Annotated in this window: 19 protein-coding genes and 1 pseudogene; 9 read left to right on the plus strand and 11 right to left on the minus strand. The window is 72.3% G+C overall.

What is annotated here, in order from left to right; genetic code table 11:
- Positions 1–1,120 precede the first annotated feature (1,120 nt).
- Positions 1,121–1,663, minus strand: a complete 543-nt coding sequence (locus tag ACCP09_RS05890; protein ID WP_027932824.1) for an RNA polymerase sigma factor — start codon at positions 1,661–1,663, stop codon at positions 1,121–1,123.
- Between the two features lie 288 nt (positions 1,664–1,951).
- Here ACCP09_RS05890 and ACCP09_RS05895 point away from each other — a divergent pair, with 288 nt between their 5' ends.
- Positions 1,952–2,746 (plus strand): hypothetical protein, encoded by a 795-nt coding sequence (locus ACCP09_RS05895; RefSeq protein ID WP_433743672.1) that lies wholly within the window; start codon positions 1,952–1,954, stop codon positions 2,744–2,746.
- Between the two features lie 411 nt (positions 2,747–3,157).
- Here ACCP09_RS05895 and ACCP09_RS05900 read toward each other — a convergent pair whose 3' ends face one another.
- A complete protein-coding gene (locus ACCP09_RS05900; RefSeq protein WP_433743675.1) occupies positions 3,158–4,579 on the minus strand; it encodes a PLP-dependent aminotransferase family protein in 1,422 nt (473 codons plus the stop codon).
- A gap of 62 nt (positions 4,580–4,641) precedes the next feature.
- Here ACCP09_RS05900 and ACCP09_RS05905 point away from each other — a divergent pair, with 62 nt between their 5' ends.
- Positions 4,642–5,265 (plus strand): YczE/YyaS/YitT family protein, encoded by a 624-nt coding sequence (locus ACCP09_RS05905; RefSeq protein ID WP_167499040.1) that lies wholly within the window; start codon positions 4,642–4,644, stop codon positions 5,263–5,265.
- Here ACCP09_RS05905 and ACCP09_RS05910 read toward each other — a convergent pair.
- Together ACCP09_RS05910 and ACCP09_RS05915 are read right to left on the minus strand one after the other, a co-directional pair.
- Positions 5,257–5,784, minus strand: a complete 528-nt coding sequence (locus ACCP09_RS05910) for a Clp protease N-terminal domain-containing protein (RefSeq protein WP_017986344.1) — start codon at positions 5,782–5,784, stop codon at positions 5,257–5,259. The genes ACCP09_RS05905 and ACCP09_RS05910 overlap by 9 nt on opposite strands.
- The gene (locus tag ACCP09_RS05915; RefSeq protein ID WP_020419540.1) at positions 5,784–5,993 is read right to left on the minus strand and encodes a helix-turn-helix domain-containing protein; all 210 of its coding nucleotides are present in this window, start codon (positions 5,991–5,993) and stop codon (positions 5,784–5,786) included. The genes ACCP09_RS05910 and ACCP09_RS05915 overlap by 1 nt, the downstream gene beginning before the upstream one ends.
- A 62-nt stretch (positions 5,994–6,055) precedes the next feature.
- Here ACCP09_RS05915 and ACCP09_RS05920 point away from each other — a divergent pair, with 62 nt between their 5' ends.
- The 3 genes from ACCP09_RS05920 (at position 6,056) to ACCP09_RS05930 (ending at position 9,423) form a co-directional block, all read left to right on the plus strand.
- Complete coding sequence (locus ACCP09_RS05920; RefSeq protein WP_433743680.1) at positions 6,056–6,802, plus strand: hypothetical protein; 747 nt, start codon at positions 6,056–6,058, stop codon at positions 6,800–6,802.
- A gap of 59 nt (positions 6,803–6,861) precedes the next feature.
- Complete coding sequence (locus ACCP09_RS05925) at positions 6,862–7,488, plus strand: DUF998 domain-containing protein (RefSeq protein ID WP_378362591.1); 627 nt, start codon at positions 6,862–6,864, stop codon at positions 7,486–7,488.
- A 75-nt stretch (positions 7,489–7,563) separates the two neighbouring features.
- Entirely contained in the window at positions 7,564–9,423 is a 1,860-nt protein-coding gene (locus tag ACCP09_RS05930; RefSeq protein WP_433743683.1) for a multicopper oxidase family protein, read from the plus strand.
- A gap of 50 nt (positions 9,424–9,473) precedes the next feature.
- Here ACCP09_RS05930 and ACCP09_RS05935 read toward each other — a convergent pair.
- Both ACCP09_RS05935 and ACCP09_RS05940 read right to left on the minus strand, forming a co-directional pair.
- Positions 9,474–10,225, minus strand: a pseudogene (locus ACCP09_RS05935) (SDR family NAD(P)-dependent oxidoreductase).
- Between the two features lie 56 nt (positions 10,226–10,281).
- Positions 10,282–10,827 (minus strand): CGNR zinc finger domain-containing protein, encoded by a 546-nt coding sequence (locus tag ACCP09_RS05940; RefSeq protein WP_378333786.1) that lies wholly within the window; start codon positions 10,825–10,827, stop codon positions 10,282–10,284.
- A gap of 44 nt (positions 10,828–10,871) precedes the next feature.
- Between ACCP09_RS05940 and ACCP09_RS05945 the strand changes: the two genes are divergently transcribed.
- Positions 10,872–11,708, plus strand: coding sequence for an alpha/beta fold hydrolase (locus ACCP09_RS05945; RefSeq protein WP_433743687.1), 837 nt, complete (start codon positions 10,872–10,874; stop codon positions 11,706–11,708).
- Here the strand turns inward: ACCP09_RS05945 and ACCP09_RS05950 are convergent.
- Positions 11,692–12,135 (minus strand): nitroreductase family deazaflavin-dependent oxidoreductase, encoded by a 444-nt coding sequence (locus ACCP09_RS05950; RefSeq protein ID WP_027932832.1) that lies wholly within the window; start codon positions 12,133–12,135, stop codon positions 11,692–11,694. The genes ACCP09_RS05945 and ACCP09_RS05950 overlap by 17 nt on opposite strands.
- 124 nt (positions 12,136–12,259) lie before the next feature.
- Here ACCP09_RS05950 and ACCP09_RS05955 point away from each other — a divergent pair, with 124 nt between their 5' ends.
- Both ACCP09_RS05955 and ACCP09_RS05960 read left to right on the plus strand, forming a co-directional pair.
- The gene (locus ACCP09_RS05955; RefSeq protein ID WP_433743691.1) at positions 12,260–12,940 is read left to right on the plus strand and encodes a TetR/AcrR family transcriptional regulator; all 681 of its coding nucleotides are present in this window, start codon (positions 12,260–12,262) and stop codon (positions 12,938–12,940) included.
- A 30-nt stretch (positions 12,941–12,970) separates the two neighbouring features.
- Positions 12,971–13,813 carry an SAM-dependent methyltransferase gene (locus ACCP09_RS05960; protein WP_433743694.1) on the plus strand — a complete coding sequence of 281 codons (843 nt, stop codon included), beginning with the start codon at positions 12,971–12,973 and terminating at the stop codon, positions 13,811–13,813.
- On the opposite strand, the gene ACCP09_RS05965 is transcribed toward ACCP09_RS05960, so the two are convergent.
- Genes ACCP09_RS05965 through ACCP09_RS05975 form a run of 3 tightly spaced genes read right to left on the minus strand, consistent with a single transcriptional unit; the run spans position 13,810 to position 15,381 of the window.
- A complete protein-coding gene (locus tag ACCP09_RS05965) occupies positions 13,810–14,427 on the minus strand; it encodes a dienelactone hydrolase family protein (RefSeq protein ID WP_433743697.1) in 618 nt (205 codons plus the stop codon). The two genes, ACCP09_RS05960 and ACCP09_RS05965, sit on opposite strands and share 4 nt — an antisense overlap.
- Positions 14,424–15,065, minus strand: a complete 642-nt coding sequence (locus ACCP09_RS05970; protein WP_378362585.1) for a phosphoribosyltransferase — start codon at positions 15,063–15,065, stop codon at positions 14,424–14,426. Before ACCP09_RS05970 ends, ACCP09_RS05965 begins: the two co-directional genes overlap by 4 nt.
- Positions 15,066–15,093: 28 nt before the next feature.
- Positions 15,094–15,381: a DUF6343 family protein gene (locus ACCP09_RS05975; RefSeq protein WP_433743701.1), complete on the minus strand. Its 288-nt coding sequence runs from the start codon at positions 15,379–15,381 to the stop codon at positions 15,094–15,096.
- 138 nt (positions 15,382–15,519) lie between these two features.
- Here ACCP09_RS05975 and ACCP09_RS05980 point away from each other — a divergent pair, with 138 nt between their 5' ends.
- Entirely contained in the window at positions 15,520–16,683 is a 1,164-nt protein-coding gene (locus tag ACCP09_RS05980; RefSeq protein ID WP_378333778.1) for a glycoside hydrolase family 3 N-terminal domain-containing protein, read from the plus strand.
- Between the two features lie 143 nt (positions 16,684–16,826).
- Here the strand turns inward: ACCP09_RS05980 and tsrT are convergent, their stop codons facing one another.
- Positions 16,827–18,479 (minus strand): tryptophan 2-C-methyltransferase, encoded by a 1,653-nt coding sequence (tsrT, locus tag ACCP09_RS05985; RefSeq protein WP_433743705.1) that lies wholly within the window; start codon positions 18,477–18,479, stop codon positions 16,827–16,829.
- Positions 18,480–18,550: the final 71 nt, after the last annotated feature.

Here is an 18,550-nt window from a genome sequence, read left to right on the forward strand (position 1 = left end):
TGCGGCCGGGCGCGCTGATGGCGCACCGAGGCCGGGCGGCTGGAGCGCTGGGGGTCGGGAGGCTGGAGCGCTGGGTGGCCCGCACAACCGGAAGGTTGCAGGGCACCGCAGCGCCGGGAGGCCGCCGCAGGGAAGCCGGAGAGCGGGAGGCCACAGCGCCGGGAGGCCACAGCGCGCAGAGCCGAGAGGCCCCTGAGCCGAGAGGCCGGAGCGCCGGGAGCTGCGGTGCCGGGAGCTGGGGCGTCGGGCTGCAACACCGAGACCCGGACTGCCAGGAGGCGCAGCATCCAGGAGCCGGAGCGCCGAACGGCGGCAGCACCCAAAGCCGGCCCGCCGAGTGGCGGCACCGCCGGGAAGCAGCAGCGCCCAGAGGCGGGAGCGCCGAAAGGCGGCAGCACCCAGAGCCGGCCCGCGAAGGGCCGCAGCGCTGGGAGGCCCAGCGCCCCGGAGCCAGAGGGCCGAACGGCGGCAACGCCCAAAGCTGGCCCGCCGAGTGGCGGCACCGCCGGGAAGCAGCAGCGCCCAGAGGCGGGAGCGCCGAAAGGCGGCAGCCACCAGAGCCAGCCCGCCGAGCGGTCGCAGAGGCCTCAGCGCACGGGAGCCAGAGCGCCGAATGGCGACAGCGCCCAGAGCCGGAGAGCCGGGCGCACCGGAAGGCAGCAGCACCCGTAGCGCCGGAAGCCCGCAGTGCGGGGAGCCCGCAGCGTCCTGAGGTCAGAGCGCCGCAGCGTCGGGAGGGCGGAGCGTCCGAAACCGAAACGCCGGAGAGCCGGCCGGGCCAGCGCGCCGGAGCCGGAGTGCCGGAGCCGGGGAGCTGGCCGGGCCAGCGCGCCGGAGCTGGAGTGCCAGCCGAGTCAGCGCGCGAAGCTGGAGTGCCGGAGCCGGAGTGCCGGCCGAGCCAGAGTGCCGGAGCCGGAGTGCCGGCCGGGCCAGAATGCCGAAGCCGGAGAGCCGGCCGAGCCAGCGAGCCGAAGCCGGAGAGCCGGAGCCAGCGCGGCGAAGCCGGAGCCGGAGAGCCGGTCGGCTGAACGCTGGGCTCCGGCACCTGGCGGCCGGAGTCCAGTGCGCCGCCGGGCCCAGCGAGCCGGCTCGGGCCCAGCGAGTCGGCTCGGGCCCGCGCTCAGGCGTGGTCGTAGCCGTGGGCTTCCAGGTAGCGGCGGAGGCGGTCGAGGGCTCGGCGGCGGGTCGGGCCGACGCTGCCGATCGCGATGCCCAGCTCGGCGGCTATTTCGGCGTGCGTCGCGGGTGGGTCTTGCATCAGGAGTTCCACCAGGCGCCTCTGGGGGGCCGGTAGCTGGGCCACCGCCCGGCGCAGCAGCGCGTCCCGTTCGCCGGTCAGCACTTGGCGCTCCGGGGTGAGCTCGTCGGCCCGGTCGCACTCCGCCGGGATCTCCCGCCGCCTCGACTCCAGCACCCTCAGCGCCTGCCGCCGGGCCGTCGTCGCCAGCCAGGCGGGTAGGCGGGCCGGCTCCCGCAGCTCCCGCAGCTGCGCCAGCGACACCCACGTGTTCTGACAGACGTCGAACGCGTCGGCGTCACCGAGCCGGTGCGCCCGCGCCACGCGCAGCACCACCACCGACAACCCGCGCACCAACGCGGACCACGCACTCTGGTCGCCGCGCCACGCCCGGGCCAGCAACTCGATCAGTTCGATTTCGGTCATTGCACCCCTCGCGATCACCGGTCGCGATTCAGATGGCCCAGCCCGCGCGAAAGCTCCCGAAAACCGCTGGTAGGCGAGAAGTTGAGTAAAACTACGCACACGTTGCGTGATCACCCAACCAACAGACACTCGGAAGGCGGAATCAGGGTTCCGCCGTACGGGGCTGGATCGATCGCTTTCGAGGTGAAACACTCGCCACCGGCAGGAGAAATCAGGCTGGGATCAGCACACCTGATGACCAGGCCGGGAGAAACTTTCCGTAGTCGTTCGTGGACGGTGGTGGTGGCGATGCGCGACGCGATCAGCGCGCGCCACTCCGCGCGACCACTTCCGGTCGAACTCAAGCTGCTGCTCGCGGGCGGATTCGTGCTCGCGGGCTGGCTGCTCACCGCGGTACTGGGCGCGCCGTCGGCCGCGGCCGACGAGGCGCCGTCCGAACCGGACACCGTCGCCACGCAACAGCAGCCGAACCTCCTCGGCACGGTGACCGGACTCGTCGACGTCGTCACCGACACGGTGAACACCACACTTTCGGCCGTCACCGACACGGCGGAATCGACACTGACGACCGTCACCGAAACGGCCGACCAAGCGACGCAGCCGATCACCGGAATCGTCGACGAGACCGTCCAGACGATCACCCCCGGGACACCCGACCGGTCCGAACCGGCCGAGACCGGAGCGGTGGACAGCGAGCCGGCCGTCACCGACCCGGCGCCCGCGTCCCCGGCTCCGGCCGAACCTCCCGCCCATGCCCCCGCCGAACCGGCCCCCGCGCCCGTGCACGCCGTCACGCACCACGCTCCCGCCGTCAAGCAGGCAGAGGCGCCGGTTCAGGACCAGAACATTCCGGACCCGTCGCGCGCAGACAACGCCCCGCCGGCTCCGGCACCCACCGACCCGGGTGATCCCGGTGTCGTCATCACCGTGTCCCACGACCCCGGCAACGGCGGTCGCGACCTGCTGGCCGTCCTCGGCCCACGTGCCTCCGCCGACCCGGTTCAGCCGATCGTGGGAGCGCTGACCAGCGGTTTCGTGGGTATGGGCACGGTAGCGGGCCTGCCGCCCACCTCGCCCGACTGACGCGAAACCCGTTCACACAGGCGACCCGCGTCCACAACAAGATCAACTACCGGGTCCACCCGGGGCACACCTCTGCCGCCCGAGGGCCGAATCCCAGACTTCCCGACCGGCCAACCGCGCCTGGCCGGATCGGGCGCTGGTCCCGGCGTCGCGATGCCCCCGCGACGCCGGGGCCCCACCGGGCACGTGTCGAGAGCTTCCGCTCACCGCGCCGAGCAGAAGCCCGATGCGCGCCTAGCCGCGATGACCCGCCGGCACGTCGAGGGGCGGTGCCGGCGGGTCACCGTGGAGCCCGGCCCGGAGCGATCCGGGCCGGGCGTCCCGCAGCCGGTGCGCTGGACGTCTCCGCCGAACTTCCTCCCTGGAGCGGCGGACGGACGACCAGCGCACCGGCTGTTCTTCCGGACCTCGTCACGCCACCGGCAGATCGTCGGCGGGCTGGACGCGCACCGAGGCGGCCGCCAGCGCCAGCCGCGTGACGGCGTCGGCGAGGCGGTCCGCCGGCTGTGCGAACGGGATCCGCAGCCAGTGCTCCAGCCCGCCCTGGGCACTGAACCTCGAACCGGGCGTGATCTGCACACCGTGGTTGGCCGCGGCGATCGCGAGCCGGGTGCTCATCGGTTCCGGCAGGCGGCACCACAACGACAAGCCGCCGGACGGCACGCGGAACCGCCAGTCCGGCAGCTCCCGCCGCAGGGCCTCGGTCAGCGCGTCCCGCTGGGAACGCAGGACGGCCCGGCGCGCGGCCGGATCCGGGTCGCCCGCGTCGAACAGCTCCGCCAGCACCAGCTGCTCGAACACCGGCGACCCCAGGTCCGACGCGAACCGCGCCGAGGTCAGGCGCGTCACCAGGTCCTCCGGCGCCCGGATCCAGCCGATCCGCAGCCCGCCCCAGTGCGACTTGGACACCGTGCCGACCGTGATCGCCCAGTCCCCGGCGAACGCGGCCAGCGGCGGCGGCCCGTCATCACCCTCCAGGTCCAGCTCGACGAACGTCTCGTCCACCACCGCATGCGTTTGCGTGCGGGCCAGCAGCGCCCCCAGTTCCGCCCGCCCGGACGCGTCGAGGCGGTAGCCAGTCGGGTTGTGGAAGTCGACGATCAGGTACGCGAGCCGGGGCGCGGTCTGGCGCACCGCGGCCTCCACCCCCGCCAGGTCCCACCCGTGCTCGCCGAGCGCCACCGGCACCGGCGTCGTGTGCGCGGCGCGGATCGCGTCCAGGGCGTTCGGGTACGTCGGCTGCTCCACCAGCACCCGGTCGCCGGGGTGGGTCAGCATCCGCAGCACCAGGACGAACGCGTGGTGCGCGCCGTTGGTGATCAGGATCTGCCCTGGCGAGGTGGGCAGGCCGCGCGCGGTGTACCGGGCGGCGATGCGCTCACGCAGGGACGGGAGGCCGGTGCCGGTGTAGCCGTGCCGCCCCAGCTCGTCGACCAGCAGCAGCCGGGCGCGGTCGACCGCGGCCAGCACCCCCGGGGCCGCCGGCGTCGCCGCCCGGACGAGGTCGATCGCCTGCGGCACGTCCGGCGACACGGGCTCCGGCGCCCTCCCCCGCGGCTTGGTGATCCACGAGCCCGCGCCCCGCCTGCTGGCCACGAGTCCCGCGTCGCGCAGGCGGTCCAGCGCGGCCGCCACGAGGGTGCGACTGACGTCCAGCGCCTCGGCGAGCTCCCGCTCCGAAGGCAGCCGGGTGCCGACGGGCAACTGGCCGTCCAGCACGCCCAGCTCGATCGCCGCCGCGAGGTCCGCCGCCCCGTGACGCGAACCACTGCGACGCCACATGCCCAGCACAAGGGCCAATCTGCGGGCCGAAATCCGGCCGATGGGGTCCATGACAGCCAATTATCGCGGATTGGCTCTGGTTATCCAGTCCAACTGGCCGCAAAGTGGTCGCCGTGACTGCAATCGATCTTCGGCCGGTGCGCGTCTCCGTCAGCCCCGCGCGCCGGCTCACCCAGCTGATGGGCGGTCTCGCCCTCTACGGCACGAGCATGGCGATGATGACGCGCGCCGGGCTCGGCCTGTCCCCGTGGGACGTCCTGCACGAGGGACTGGCCGCACGCACCGGGCTCAGCTTCGGCACCGTCGTCGCCATCGCCTCGGTCGGTGTGCTCGCGCTGTGGATCCCCCTCCGGCAGCGCCCCGGCCTTGGCACCGTGATGAACGTGCTGGTCATCTCGGTGACCGTCGACCTGGTGCGAGCCGTCCTGCCCGACCAGCACGCGCTGGGCTGGCAGATCGCGCTGCTGCTCGGCGGGGTCGTGCTCAACGCCGTGGCGACCGCGGTGTACGTCGGCGCCCGGCTCGGCCCCGGCCCGCGCGACGGGCTGATGACCGGGCTCGCCGCCCGCAACACCTGGTCCGTCCGGACGGTGCGCACCTGCATCGAACTCACCGTGCTGGCGGCGGGATGGTTCCTCGGCGGCACGGTGGGCGCCGGCACCGTGCTCTACGCGCTCGCGATCGGGCCCCTCACGCAGGCGCTCCTCCCCCACGTCACCTGGCGCGAGTCACGCTAGCGCCTGCCGGACCCGCCGCGCGTCCACATCGAACCTGGCGAGCACGTCGGCGGCGGGTCCGCGCAGCGCGGTGAGCGCGAGCAGGATGTGCTCGCTCCCGAGTTCCTTGCCCCCCAGCGAAATCACCTCCTTCAGGCACACCTGGAGCACCTTCTTCGACTCGTCGGCGAACGGGATGTGCCGCCGCTTCCGCCCACCGGCGCCACCGGCGAGCGCGTTCGGTCCGTGCGCCTGCTCGACGCGGTCGAGGATCGCGTCGACGTCGATGCCGAACTCGCCGAGCGCTTCGGCGTCGGCCTCGGTGATCCCGCCCCGGCGGCGGACGCGCGCGGTTTCGGCGGCGACGTCGTCCAGCGCCACGCCGAACCCGGTCAGCAGGCGGGCGGCCTTGCTCTCCGGGAAGTGCAGCAGCGCGACCAGCAGGTGCAGCGGGTCGATCCGCTCCGAATCCAAGCGGATCGCGTCCTGCTGCGCCTCGACGACCACCTCGCGGGCGTCCGCGGTGAACTTCTCGAACATCACTGCCTCCCGTACTTCTTGTGCACGGCCTGCCTGCTCACGCCCAGCTCGGCCGCGATGTCCTGCCACGACCAGCCCTGCGCCCGCGCGCTGCGCACCTGCACGGCTTCGAGCTGTTCGAGCAGCCGCCGCAGTGCGGCCACGGCACGCAGGCCGACCTGGGGATCGCGGTCGCCCGCGCGGGCGGCCAGATCGGTTGCCTTCGTCATGACGTCAACCTACGTTGACACCACCACTCTGTCAACCACGGTTGACGGCTAGGGTCAGACTGGTGATCCACGTGGCCGAACGGCCCGGCGTCGGCCTCGACGGCCGCCCGCGCCCCACCGAGGACCGCGTCGTGGTGCTCGACCGGGCCGTCGCGGTGCTCGACGGCGCGACTTCGGCCGACCCGGAGCAGCCCTCCGGCGGCTGGTACGCCGAACGCCTCGCGGCGCAGCTCGAACGGGAACTGCCCGGCGATCTCCGTCCCGCTTTGGCACGAGCGATCGCCACTGTGGCAAGGGAACACGGCCTGCGCCCCGGATCGTCCCCGTCCAGCACCGTGGCGATGCTGCGCTGGGACGACGACCGGGTGGACGCCCTGGTGCTGGCGGACAGCCCGATCGTCGCCTTTGGACAGTCGGCCGACGTGCTCGCCGACGACCGGCTGACCACCCTGCGCCGTGCGGGGCGGTTGCGGACGCAGCAGGCCGTGCGGGCGCTGCGCAACCGGCCCGGCGGGTTCTGGGTCGCCGAAGCCGATCCGTCGGCCGCGGACCACGCGCTGACCCGCAGCTGGCCGCGTGCCGCGCTGGACGCCGTCCTGCTCGCCACCGACGGGGTGTCCTGCGGTGTCGACGAATACGGCTTGTTCACCTGGCCCGAAGCCCTGCGGCTGGCCCGCGCCCGCGGTGTGGACGCGGTGCTCGACAGCGTCCGCGCGGCCGAGGACGGCGATCCGGACGGGACGCGGTGGCCGCGGGCCAAGCGCCACGACGACCAGGCGCTGGTGCTCGTCGAGTTCGGGCGACCCTAGGGGAAAGATCGGGGACTTCTCCGGATCTTCCGCGGGCCGCGCGGCGGAAAGCTGCTTCCATGGGGATTTCCGAAAGAGCCCGGCCCTGGCTGCTCGCGGCGAACGTGGCGATCGGCTGGGGACTGTTCACCGCCTTCATCCTGCACGTGGTCAGCGGCCGCAACCCCGTGTCGGACACACTGTCCAGTTACGCGCTCGCCGAAGGCGGGGTCGGCCTGCTCGGCGCGAGCATGATCGCGATCGCCGTCGGGTCCGTCGCACTGCTGGCCGCGCTCAAGGCGGCGGGCCACCGGCTGAGCCGGACCACCCAGGTGCTGTTCTGGGCCTGGTCCACCGGGCTCGTCGCGGCCGCGTTCTTCCCCGCCAGCTACCCGGAAAGGTTCGACCCGGTGAGCGGGCAGATCCACGAATACGCCTGCGCCACCGCGTTCCTGAGCCTCGCCGCACTGGGCTGGACCCTGCCCGCCGGCCTGCGCAACCACCCCGCGGTCGTGCGGCTGACGCTGCTGACGCTCGGCGGTGTGCTGCTGTTCGGGGTGAGCTACCTGGTTCCGGGCGTGCTGCCCGTCGGGCTGAGCCAGCGGCTCGCGCTCGCCGCGGACGTCGGCCTGCTGATCACGATCGCCCGCGCGGTCGCGGTTCCGGCGCCGGTTCCGGCGAAACCGCGGGAGCGTGTATCCAGCTGACCCCCGGCGCCCTCTGTTCCAGCAAGGGCCGGGATGGTCCGGCCGAACTGGGGGCTTTCTGGGGGGAAAGACTTCATGACCGACGTCATCACGCAACCAGGAGCGACGCTCACCGGGCCGGGATTCGGCCTCACGAAGTTCGCCGACCCGCTGCGGGTGCCGCCGTTGATCCGGCCGCACTCCTGGTGGCACCAGGACGAAATCACCGTCAACATGGTCCGCTCGCGGGTCCGGCTGCACAGCCAGCTGCCGGAAACCGAGGTGTGGGCCTACGAGGGCCAGTTCCCCGGCCCGACGGTGGAAGTGCGCAGCGGCAAGCAGTTGCGGGTCAGCTGGAGCAACGACATCGACGGCGCCATCCCGGTGGTCGCCGTCCAGCAGCACGCCGAACTCGCCGACATCACCGCGCCGGTGCGCACACCCGGCTGGCGCAACCCGGACGGCACACCGCAGCCGGGCGCCGAGATCATCGACGGCGTGTCCGCGCTGCCCGCGTGGACCGTGGTGCACCTCCACGGCGCGCGCACCGGCGGCGGCAACGACGGCTGGGCGCACAACGCGGTGCTGCGCGGCGCGTCCCAGCTCGCCGAGTACCCGAACGGCCAGCAGTCGGCCACGCTCTGGTACCACGACCACGCGATGGCGGTGACCCGCTTCAACGTGTTCGCCGGGCTCTCCGGGATGTACCTGATCCGCGACGGCGAGGAGGACGCGCTCGGCCTGCCCGCGGGCGACCGCGAGATCCCGCTGATCATCGCCGACCGCAACCTGGACACCGATCCGGCCACCGGCGCGCTGACCGGGCAGCTGCTCTTCAAGATCCCGTTCATCACGCCGGCCGGGCCCGACGGGCCGACGGTGCCGATCCCGTTCACCGGGCCGTTCACGCTGGTCAACGGGGTCATCTGGCCGTACCTCGACGTCGACGCGCGCTGGTACCGGTTCCGGCTGCTGAACGCGTCGAACTCGCGGTTCTACCGTCTCAACCTCATCGACGAGACCGGCGCGGTGAACAACGACGGCGTCCGGATCATCGGCACCGACGGCGGTCTGCTGCCCGCGCCGGCCGCGTTCCCGGCGGCGGGCCTGGTGCTGGCGCCCGCGGAACGCGCGGACGTGCTGATCGACTTCAGCCGGTACCAGGGGCAGAACCTGATCCTGCGAGACACGCTGGCCGACCGGACCGAGCCGGACGTCATGCAGTTCCGGGTCGAGAACCGGGAACGGCACGACCAGTTCACGCTGCCCGAGGTCGTTTCGCGGTCGTACGTGCGGCTGCACCACGGGACGACGGTGCCGGAGGACCACGACCACGTCTTCGTCGCGCTGGTCCCGCCCGGCACCGCGGGCGAGCCGCACCCGCAGATGTGGGAACTGCAGGAGGTCACCGACCCGGCGGAGCTGCCTGCGCGGTTCCCCGCCGAGGGGTTCATCCAGCTCACCGATGCCGCGGACGGCGCGGTGCGCACCTTCCGGATGGTGGCGAGCCTGTTCGACGACACCGCCACGTTCTTCATCGACCACGACCGGTGGGCGATCTGGAACTTCGTCAACCTGGGCGGCCCGACCCACCCGATGCACATCCACCTGGCCGAGTTCCAGGTCCTGACCCGCCGCGCCTACCCGCTGGACGCGGCCGGGAACGTGATCGGGTTCGACACGGCCGCCGGCGGGACGCCCGCGCCGCTGCCGGTGCCCGGTGCAGGCAGGCCGCTGGAGAAGTACGAAGAGGGCTGGAAGGACACGTTCCAAATCCAGGCTGGCGAATGGGTGAGCGTGGCCGGGCACCACACCGGGGCGACCGGCGAGTTCATGTACCACTGCCACATCCTCGACCACGAGGACGAAGGCATGATGCGGCCGTTCGTCGTGCACCCGCCCGAGGTGGCGCGGTTCCACGTCCACCCCGGGGCATCTCATGGGGGCGGTCACTGAGGTGACCGGCCGGCGGCGTCCCTGGGTGCGGGGCGCCGCCGGTTGCCGCGTCAGAACGCGGTGCGCCCGCCGTCGACGACGATCGTCGTGCCGGTGACGTAGCGGGCCTCGGACGAGACCACCCAGGCCACGAGGCCGGCGACGTCCGCCGGTTCCCCGGCGAAGCCGAGCGGGGTTTCCTTCACCAGCCCGACGGCGGCGGTGTAGTCCGGGCTGCGGCTGGTTCCGGTGGCGATGTCGCCCGGTGCGACGCCGACCACGCGGACCCCGTCCGGGCGAGGTCGCAGGCCAGCGCCCTGGTCAGGCCGCCGAGCCCGGCCTTGCTGGCCACGTACGCCGGCACGTCGCGCTGGGCCTGGAACTCCGCGATCGAGCTGATGTTGACGATCACGCCCTGGTTCAGGACGAGCTGGGCGAACGCCTCGCGGGCCAGGCGCAGCGGCGCCTTGAGGTTGGTGTCGACGATCCGGTCGATCAGGTCGTCGCTCGCGCTTTCCACCGGCCCGAAGGCCGCGTAGCCGCTGATACCGGCGTTGTTCACCAGGACGTCGAGCCGTCCGAAGTGGCGCACGCACTCGGCCACCGCGTCCCGGCAGCCGCCGCCGGTGGCGAGGTCGTGCGCGCCGACCTGGATCAGCTCGGCGAACGGGTGCTCCGCGAAGAGTTTCCGGCCTTCGCTCGCGTCCTCTTCGGTCCGCTGGACCACGAAGACGGTCATCCGCTCGGCCGCCAGCCGGGAGGTGATCTCGGCGCCGATGCCGGTGGCGCCACCGGTCACCAGCGCGGTCCGTTGCGCACCCATCCGCCACCACCTCTCTGAAACGTGCGTTTCAAACTACAAGGAGGGATGGAGGAGCGTCAACGGCCGCGGGTGCGGGCGTAGTGGGCGCGTGCCTTCGCCCGGTTTCCGCAGCGCGCCATGGAGCACCACTGACGGTTGCGCTTCGGCGAGGTGTCCGCGAACCGCAGCCCGCAGTCGTCGTAGGCGCAGATCCGGACGTCGGCCTCGCCGGTCGCCAGGTCGATCGCGTCGACCGCCAGCGTGCCGAACGCGCCTGCGACGGGGTCCGGCGCGTCGAACCGCCGGTGCGCGACGCCGTTGCCGTCGATACGCAACTGCGGCACCGGCGCGTTGCGCGCGTGCCGGTTCAGCAGGCGGACATCGGCGGGCCGGCCCGCGCCCCGCGCGACGCGGTCGACCGCTTCCCGCAGCGCGATCGCCGCCGCGAGCGAGTCCGCCGACGCGGTCACCGGCCGGGGCAGCAGACCGGCGAGCACCAGCCACTCGACCAGCGCGGACGGCGAGGTCAGCAGCTCACGGCCGCCGCGGTGCCGGTCCCGGAGCGTGTTCACCAGGTCCAGACACGGGCGGCCACCGTCGAAAACCCACTGCGCCTTCACCACGTCCAGCGTACTCTAACCGTCATAACCGGTTAGGAAGGTGAAACATGGACTCGCACATGGCGACCGTCAACGGCATCCGCATGCACTACCGGCGGGCCGGCGAGGGTCCACCGGTCGTCCTGCTGCACGGCTGGCCCCAGACCTCCTACTGCTGGCACCGGATCTTCGACACGCTCGCGCGGGAGCGCACCGTCATCGCGCCGGACCTGCGCGGCTACGGGCTCACCGACAAGCCGCGGACGGGCTTCGACAAGCGCACCATGGCCGCGGACGTCTCCGCACTGCTGCACGAGCTGGGCTTCGCGTCGGCGAGCGTGGTCGGGCACGACCGCGGCGGACGGGTCGCGCACCGGTGGGCGCTGGACCGCCCGGACGAGGTGGAGCGCCTGGCCGTCCTCGACATCATCCCGACCCGCGAGATGTGGCGGCGGCTCGACGCCGGTGTCGGCCGCGGCTACTGGCACTGGCTGTTCCACCTGCAACCCGACCTGCCGGAACTGCTGGCGGGCAAGGACATCGCGGCCTATCTGGGGTACTTCTTCGAACGCTGGACCTACCAGCGGCAGGGCCTCGACCCGGAGGCGATCGCCGAGTACGTCCGCGCGTTCTCCGCCCCGGGCGCCCTGCGCGCCGGTTTCGACGACTACCGCGCGTCCTTCCCGGACGACGCCGAACACGACGACGCCGACGCCGGGCGCAAGCTCACGATGCCGGTGCTCGCGTTGTGGGGACAGGCCGGACTGCTCGGCTCACTGCCCACTTTGGACATCTGGCGGGAGTACGCCGAGGACGTCACGGGCGAGGGACTGCCCGAGTGCGGCCACTTCCTCGCCGAGGAACAACCGGAGGCGCTGCTCGCGCACCTCAAGCGCTTTCTGTGATCCGGAAGACCGGGAAACCGGGCGCGATGCCGCGCAGCACCTCGTCCGGCGACTGGTGGTCGACGCCCTCGAAGAACCGGCCGACCTCCCACGCCCACTTCTTGAGGTAGGCGCGCAGGATCACCGGCTTCTCCTCGTCGGCCAGTTCGGCGAACCGGAACGTCTCGACCCGGCGCCCCACCTGGAGCTGCCCCTCGCCCGCCGCGCGCAGGTTGCGCACCCACTGCGTCTGCCCGCGCGGTGCGACGAGGTAGCGCTGCCCGCCGACCTTCAGCAGGTTCACCGGCGTCGACCGGATCTCCCCCGACTTGCGGCCGCGGACCAGCAGCACACGGCTGCCTGCCAGGCTCACGCCCAGCTTGGTCAGGAACTGCACGGCCACGTTGAAGACGCCGTCGCCCTTGCCCGGCTTGAGGTAGCGGTCCATCTGGGTCTCCCTTCGGCGAGAGCGGCGCTCTCTGTTGAGATCAGTGAACACCCAAGCGGCTCCGCTGTCAAGAGCGGTGCTCTCTAATTTGTTCGCCGCTCTCGGTCGTGGCACACTCGACGGCATGCCAGCCAGCAAGACCGCGCGCGAACGGGCCCGCGCCGAACTGACCCGCGAGATCAAGGACGAGGCACGCCGCCAGCTCGGCGAGGTCGGCCCGCACGGGCTGTCGCTGCGGGCCGTCGCCCGTGAGCTGGGCATGGTCTCCTCCGCGCTCTACCGCTACTTCCCGAGCCGCGACCACCTGCTGACCGAGCTGATCATCGACGCCTACAACGAGATCGGCGAAGCGGCCGAACGCGCCGACGACCCGTCCGCCGCGCCCCGCGACCGCTGGCTGCACATCTGGGCCGCCACCCGCGACTGGGCGAAGCGGAACCCGCACGAGTACTCGCTGATCTACGGCTCGCCGGTGCCCGGCTACCAGGCGCCGCAGGACACGATCACGCCCGCCGGCCGCGTGGCGCAGGCGCTGGTCCGCGTCATGGAGTCCGCCGACCTCGCGCCCGCGATGCCCGGTCCGCCGCTGCCGGCCGAGCTCGCCGACCAGGCACGCAAGGTCCAGACCGCGCTCGGGACGTCGCTCCCGGAGGCGGACCTGGTCCGGCTGATGACCGCGTGGACCCACCTCTTCGGCGCGATCAGCTTCGAGCTGTTCGGCCAGTACGCCAACACGGCGGATCCCGCGGACGCCTATTTCGCCTACACGGCAGGGCAATCGGCCGCTTTCGTCGGCCTGCCGTGAACCGTTTACACGTTGTGGCAGACTCGTCGCATGGCGGCGGATGACGAGGTGCTGCGGGCCGTCGAGGGAAGCCTCGACCGGCCGTCGGCGGCGCGGGTGTACGACTACTTCATCGGTGGGAACCACAACTACGCGATCGACCGCGCGTTCGGCGACAAGGTCCGCGCGCGGCTCCCCCTGATCCCCGACTCCGCGGTGGCGTGCCGGCAGTTCCTCGGCCGCGCCGTGCGGTACGCGTCGAAGTCGGGGATCCACCAGTTCGTCGACATCGGCTCCGGCCTGCCGACGGCGGGCAACGTGCACGAGGTCGCCGACGAGGCCCGCCCGGAGCACGACACCACGGTCGTCTACATCGACAACGAGCCGATCGCGCTGGCGCACTCGCAGCTGCTGCTCGCCGACACCGCGGACCCGGACCGCCACCAGGCGATCGCGGGTGACCTGCTGGAGCCGATCGACCTGTGGGAGCGGGTCGGCGAGACCGGCGTCATCGACTTCGAGCAGCCGGTCGCGCTGGTGATCAACGCGGTGCTGCACTTCATCAAGGACGAGCAGCAGCCGCACCAGGCGCTGGACTTCTACCGCGACCAGCTCGCGCCGGGGTCGTTCCTGATCATGTGCCAGCTCACCGACGAGAACCCGGCCGACGACGAGGAGCGCCGGGCGCTGGACGACCTCAAGGCCTACTACGAGACCACCACGAACCCCGGGCAGTACCGCTCGCGGGAGGAGTTCCTGAAGTTCTACGGCGACTTCGAACTGGTCGAGCCGGGGCTGGTCTACGCCCCCGAATGGCACCCCGACGAGAAGGCGTTGTTCGCCGACGCGCCCTCGAAGTCACGCATCCTCGCCGCGGTGGCCCGCAAGCCCTAAACGAGGTACTCGCTGAACCAGGACGCGGCGAGCTGGGCGACCCGCTCCAGCGCGCCCGGTTCCTTGAACAGGTGTGTCGCCTTCGCGACGATCTCGATGTCGTGCCGTCCGCCCAGCTTGGCGGCGGCCGACTGGTTCAGGCGCAGCACGTCCTCGTCCCGCGCGCCGACGATCAGCAGGGTCGGGCTCCGCACCTGGCCCAGCGCGTCGCCGGCCAGGTCGGGGCGGCCGCCGCGGGACACGACCGCGCGCACGCGCTCCGGTTCGGCCGCCGCGGCCCGCAGTGCGGCGGCCGCGCCGGTGCTGGCCCCGAACAGTCCCAGCGGCAACCCGGCCGTCTCCGCTCGCCGGGCCAGCTCGGCCATCGCGGCGCGCAGGCGTTCGGTCAGCAGGTCGATGTCGAACCGCCGGTCGCCGTGGTCCTCGTCCGGGCTGAGCAGGTCGAACAGCAGCGTGGCGAACCGGTTGTCCTGCAGTTCGCGCGCCACCGCGATGTTGCGGGCGCTGTGCCGGGAACTGCCCGAACCGTGGGCGAACACGACGACCCCGATCGCGTCGGACGGGACCGTCAGGTCGCCCTGGAGGCCGGGGTCGACGGTGAGCGGAACGGTCATGACCTCTCCAGCAGTTCGATGACCTCGTCGTCGCCGGTCTGTCGGAAGTCGGCGTACCACTGCCCGACCGAGCGGAAACCGTGCGGCGCCAGCAGGCACAGCACCTCGTCCGCGTCGCTCTTCAACGCCGCCGCGGCGTCCGGCGCGCACACCGGCGCGGCGAAGACGAGGCTGTGCGGCCGGTCCGCGCGCAACGCCCGCAACGCGGCCCGCGCGGTCACGCCGGTCGCCAGCCCATCGTCGACCACCAGCACGTCCCGTCCGGCGCGCGGCTGCGGCGGACGTCCGCGCTGGTAGACCACGGCGCGACGGCGGGCCTCGGCGCGTTCGGCCCGGCAGGCGTCCGCCAGCTGCGCGGGCCGCAGCCCGAGCATCGACAGCGAGCGCTCGTCGTAGCAGGGCGGGCCGTCCGGGGTGACCGCGCCGACGCCGAACTCCGGCTGGCCGGGCGCGCCGATCTTGCGCGCGACCGCCACGTCCAGCGGCGCGCCGAGCACACTGGCCACCGCGTGACCGACGACCACCCCGCCACGCGCCAGCCCCAGCACCAGCGGGTCACGCCACTCGCGTTCGGCGAGCAGCTCGCCCAGCCGCAGGCCCGCCTCGTGGCGGTCGCGGTACTCGTGTCGCCGCCTCATGCCACAGGTCTACCCCTGCCGGAGATCGTCAACCAGGCTCGCCGCGGCGCTTGCGGTGCACGACCCAGGCCAGGTCGAGCACCAGCCCCACCACCACCAGGCCCATCAGCACCGTCACCCACCACATCTCGATCGTGGCGAACAGGAAACCGGCCCCGGCGGCGAGGAGGATGCCGATGGCGGCGAGCCAGATCCGCAGCGTCAGCGCGCTGTACGCCGGCGCGGCGCCACCGAAACCGGCGGTCGGATCGTGGTAGTCCGGCAGGCCCCGCTGGTACTCCTCGCGGCTGCGAGGCCGCTCACGCGGGATTCGCATGCTTCCCGGATACCCGCCGGACGTGCCCCGGACACGTGGCCGCACTCACCCGGTCCGGCGACGAGCCGTTTGACCCGCCAGGCGCTGGGTTACCGTGGCCGCGAACCCCATTCCGCCAGGAAGGAACACCCAACGCCGATGAGGCCGGCCAAGCACCTGACCCGGCGACTGCTGCTCGTACTGGCCGCCGGAGCCCTGCTCGCCGCGGTGGTCGTCTACGCCGGCGGCGACGAGGCCGAGCAGCAGCCCCCGGCCGCCGCTCCGACCACCGCGCCGCCGCCGCAGCCGCGCATCGCCGCCGCCGCGGGGCCGGACGCGTGCGCCACCGTGATCGGCGAGCTCACGCCCCGCCAGCGGCTCGCGCAGCTGGTGGTCGTCGGGGTCGACGCGTCCGACCCGCAGGGCGCGGCCGACCTCGTGCGCAGCGAGCAGGTCGGCGGGATCTTCCTCGGCGGCAACGCCACCGCGCTGCTGGAGAACAAGGCGCTCGACCAGGTCCAGCAGGCCGGGCGGCTGCCGGTGTCCGTCGCGGTCGACGACGAGGGCGGCCGCGTCCAGCGGCTCGACGACCTGGACGGGTCGATCCCCAGCGCCCGCAAGATGGCCGCCACGATGACCACCGGCGAGGTCCGCGAACTCGCGCGGGAGCGCGGCCGGGCGATGGCCGCGCGCGGGGTGACAGTCGACTACGCGCCGGTGCTCGACCTCACCGACGGCGCCGCCGGCGACGTCATCGGCGACCGCTCCTTCAGCGCCGACCCGGACACCGCCCGCCGCTACGCGCAGGCCTTCGCCGCCGGCCTGGAGGACGCCGGGATCCAGCCGGTGCTCAAGCACTTCCCCGGCCACGGGCACGCGACCGGCGACTCGCACAAGGGCTCGGTGACCACGCCGCCGCTGGACGAACTGCGCGAGAACGACCTGATGCCCTACCGCAACCTCGCCGACTTCGGGTCCGCCGCCGTCATGGTCGGCCACCTCGACGTGCCGGGCCTGACCGGCGGTGAGCCCGCGTCGCTGTCCCCGGCGGCCTACCAGCTGCTGCGTGGCGAGTTCGGGTTCGACGGCCCGGTCCTGACCGACGACCTCGGCGCGATGAAGGCGGTGACCCAGCGCTACCCGTTGCCGCAGGCCGTGGTGAAGGCCGTGCAGTCCGGCGCGGACCAGGCGTTGTGGTCCTCGGGCGGCCGGGTGTCGACCGTGCTGGACGCGATGGAGAAGGCGACCGCCGACGGGACGCTGCCGGCCGAGCGGGTGACCGACGCGCTCACCACGGTCCTGCGCGCCAAGCACGCGTGCTGAGAAGTGGGGCGGCTGCGCCGGCCGGCTTCTCGACGCTGAGGAACCGGCCGGCGCAGCGGGATCTGGGGCGTGTCGCCGCGGCAAAGTCTACGTAACGTTCGCGGCGGCTCAAGGTCTCGTGTTCGGATCGAAATAGTCCCTGGTCAGACGCCCTGCATGATCTCGTGTCGCTGCGGCCAGTGCGACCAGAACGCCCCCGTGTAACCGAGCTCGATCAGCTTGAGCAGGAACGGGTTGTCCGCGTAGTTGTTGTCGTCCTCGGTGATGCCGGGCAGGGTCGGCAGCATCACGCGGTGGTACTCCGACGCCGGCACCAGGTCCCACAGCATCTGCACGCTGTTCACCCACCGGCCGTTCGGCGACGCGATCGTCGCCGGGTCCTCCGGCAGGTCCGGCGACAGGAAGTAGACCGGCCGGAACCGCCCGTCGTCGTCGAAGGCGAACTGGCGCTCGTACTCGACGACCGAATCGCACATCGCCCGCGGCCGGAGCACGATCGGCTCCACCGCCGAGTCCGACTGCAGACCGGGCAGCGTGCGGCGGCCGGCGCACTGCTCCGCCATCCGGATCCCCAGCGGTGAGTAGGGAAACGCCCGGATGCCGAGGCTGTAACCGGCGACCGCGACGTCCAGGTCGAGCGTGCGGCGGACCGCCTCGGTCATCGTCACCGCCGTCTCGCCCGGCATGCCGAGCAGGACCTCGACCATCACCGGCAGCTCGACCTTGGCGATCTTGGCGCACAACGCGCGCACGTCGTCGAAGGTGTAGAACCGGCGGCCGCCGCCGGAGACCTTCCAGCCGTCCAGTACGTCGTCGCGCACGTGGTCGGGCGCGAGGTTGATGCCCGCGCACCCGGCCCGCACCAGCAGGTCGAGCAGCTCGTCGTCGAACGGCGTCGGCTGCGCGTAGATCCACAGCTTCAGGTTGTGCAGCGGCGTGGAGTGGTCGGTGTCGCGGCGCCGGATGATCTCCCGCAGCACGTTCTTGCTGTGCGCGATGACGAGGTTGAACTCGCTGTCGGTCGTGTGCAGGTCGTACACGCCCTGCGCGGTCAGCGCCTCCATCTCGTCGACCACGCACTCCACCGCGCGGCGCGTGAAGTGCGTGCCCTTCGCGTCCGGCTCCACGCAGTGCGCGCACGAGTAGGCGCAGCCGTTCTTGGTGAGGATGTTGCCGAGCCCGCCGCCGCGGTAGTAACGCAGGTTGTCCACCTTCCACGGCTCCCCGGACCGGCGGGTGTAGCTCGTGGTCGTGTTGAGCGGCGAGGACAACGGGCGGCCGCGGCGGCCGAGCTCCGGCGCGACCTTCTCCACGCGCCCGCCACCGCGGTTGACCAGCAACCCGGGCACGCTGTCCGGCGGTTCCCCGGACCACAGCGCATTCGCCAGGCCGACGATGATTCCCTCACCCGGGCCCTTCACCCCGAATGGGATGCCGAAATAGTCGACCAACGCGAACGGCATCGAGGAAAAACCGACGCCGCCCGCGATGATCGGGGCCGCGCTGCGCATTTTGATCTCGTCGATGACGGCGCGGTGGTCGCCGAGGAAACCGCGTTGCTGTTGCGCGTAGATCGTGTCGGTGTTGCGCACCGTCACCCCGACCAGCATCGGCGTGTGGCTCGCGAAGTACTCGCGCAGCACGGCCCACCAGTCGTCCCGCCGGAACGTGAGGTCCACGACGTCCACATCGAACCCGTCGGCCTCCAGCGAGGTCGTCAGGATGTCCAGCGCGTACGGCGTGATCGGGGGATGGACGAGATTCGGGTTGACCAGTGTGACCAAAGACTTTCCCATGGGACTCCCACTCCTGCGCGAAAAAAGAGCAAAACTTTCGCTGCAAAAATGGCAAAAGCGGGATGGGGAAA

It is taken from the genome of Amycolatopsis sp. 3B14, from assembly GCF_050958625.1.
In the GTDB taxonomy this organism is placed as follows: Bacteria; Actinomycetota; Actinomycetes; order Mycobacteriales; family Pseudonocardiaceae; genus Amycolatopsis_E; species Amycolatopsis_E thermoflava.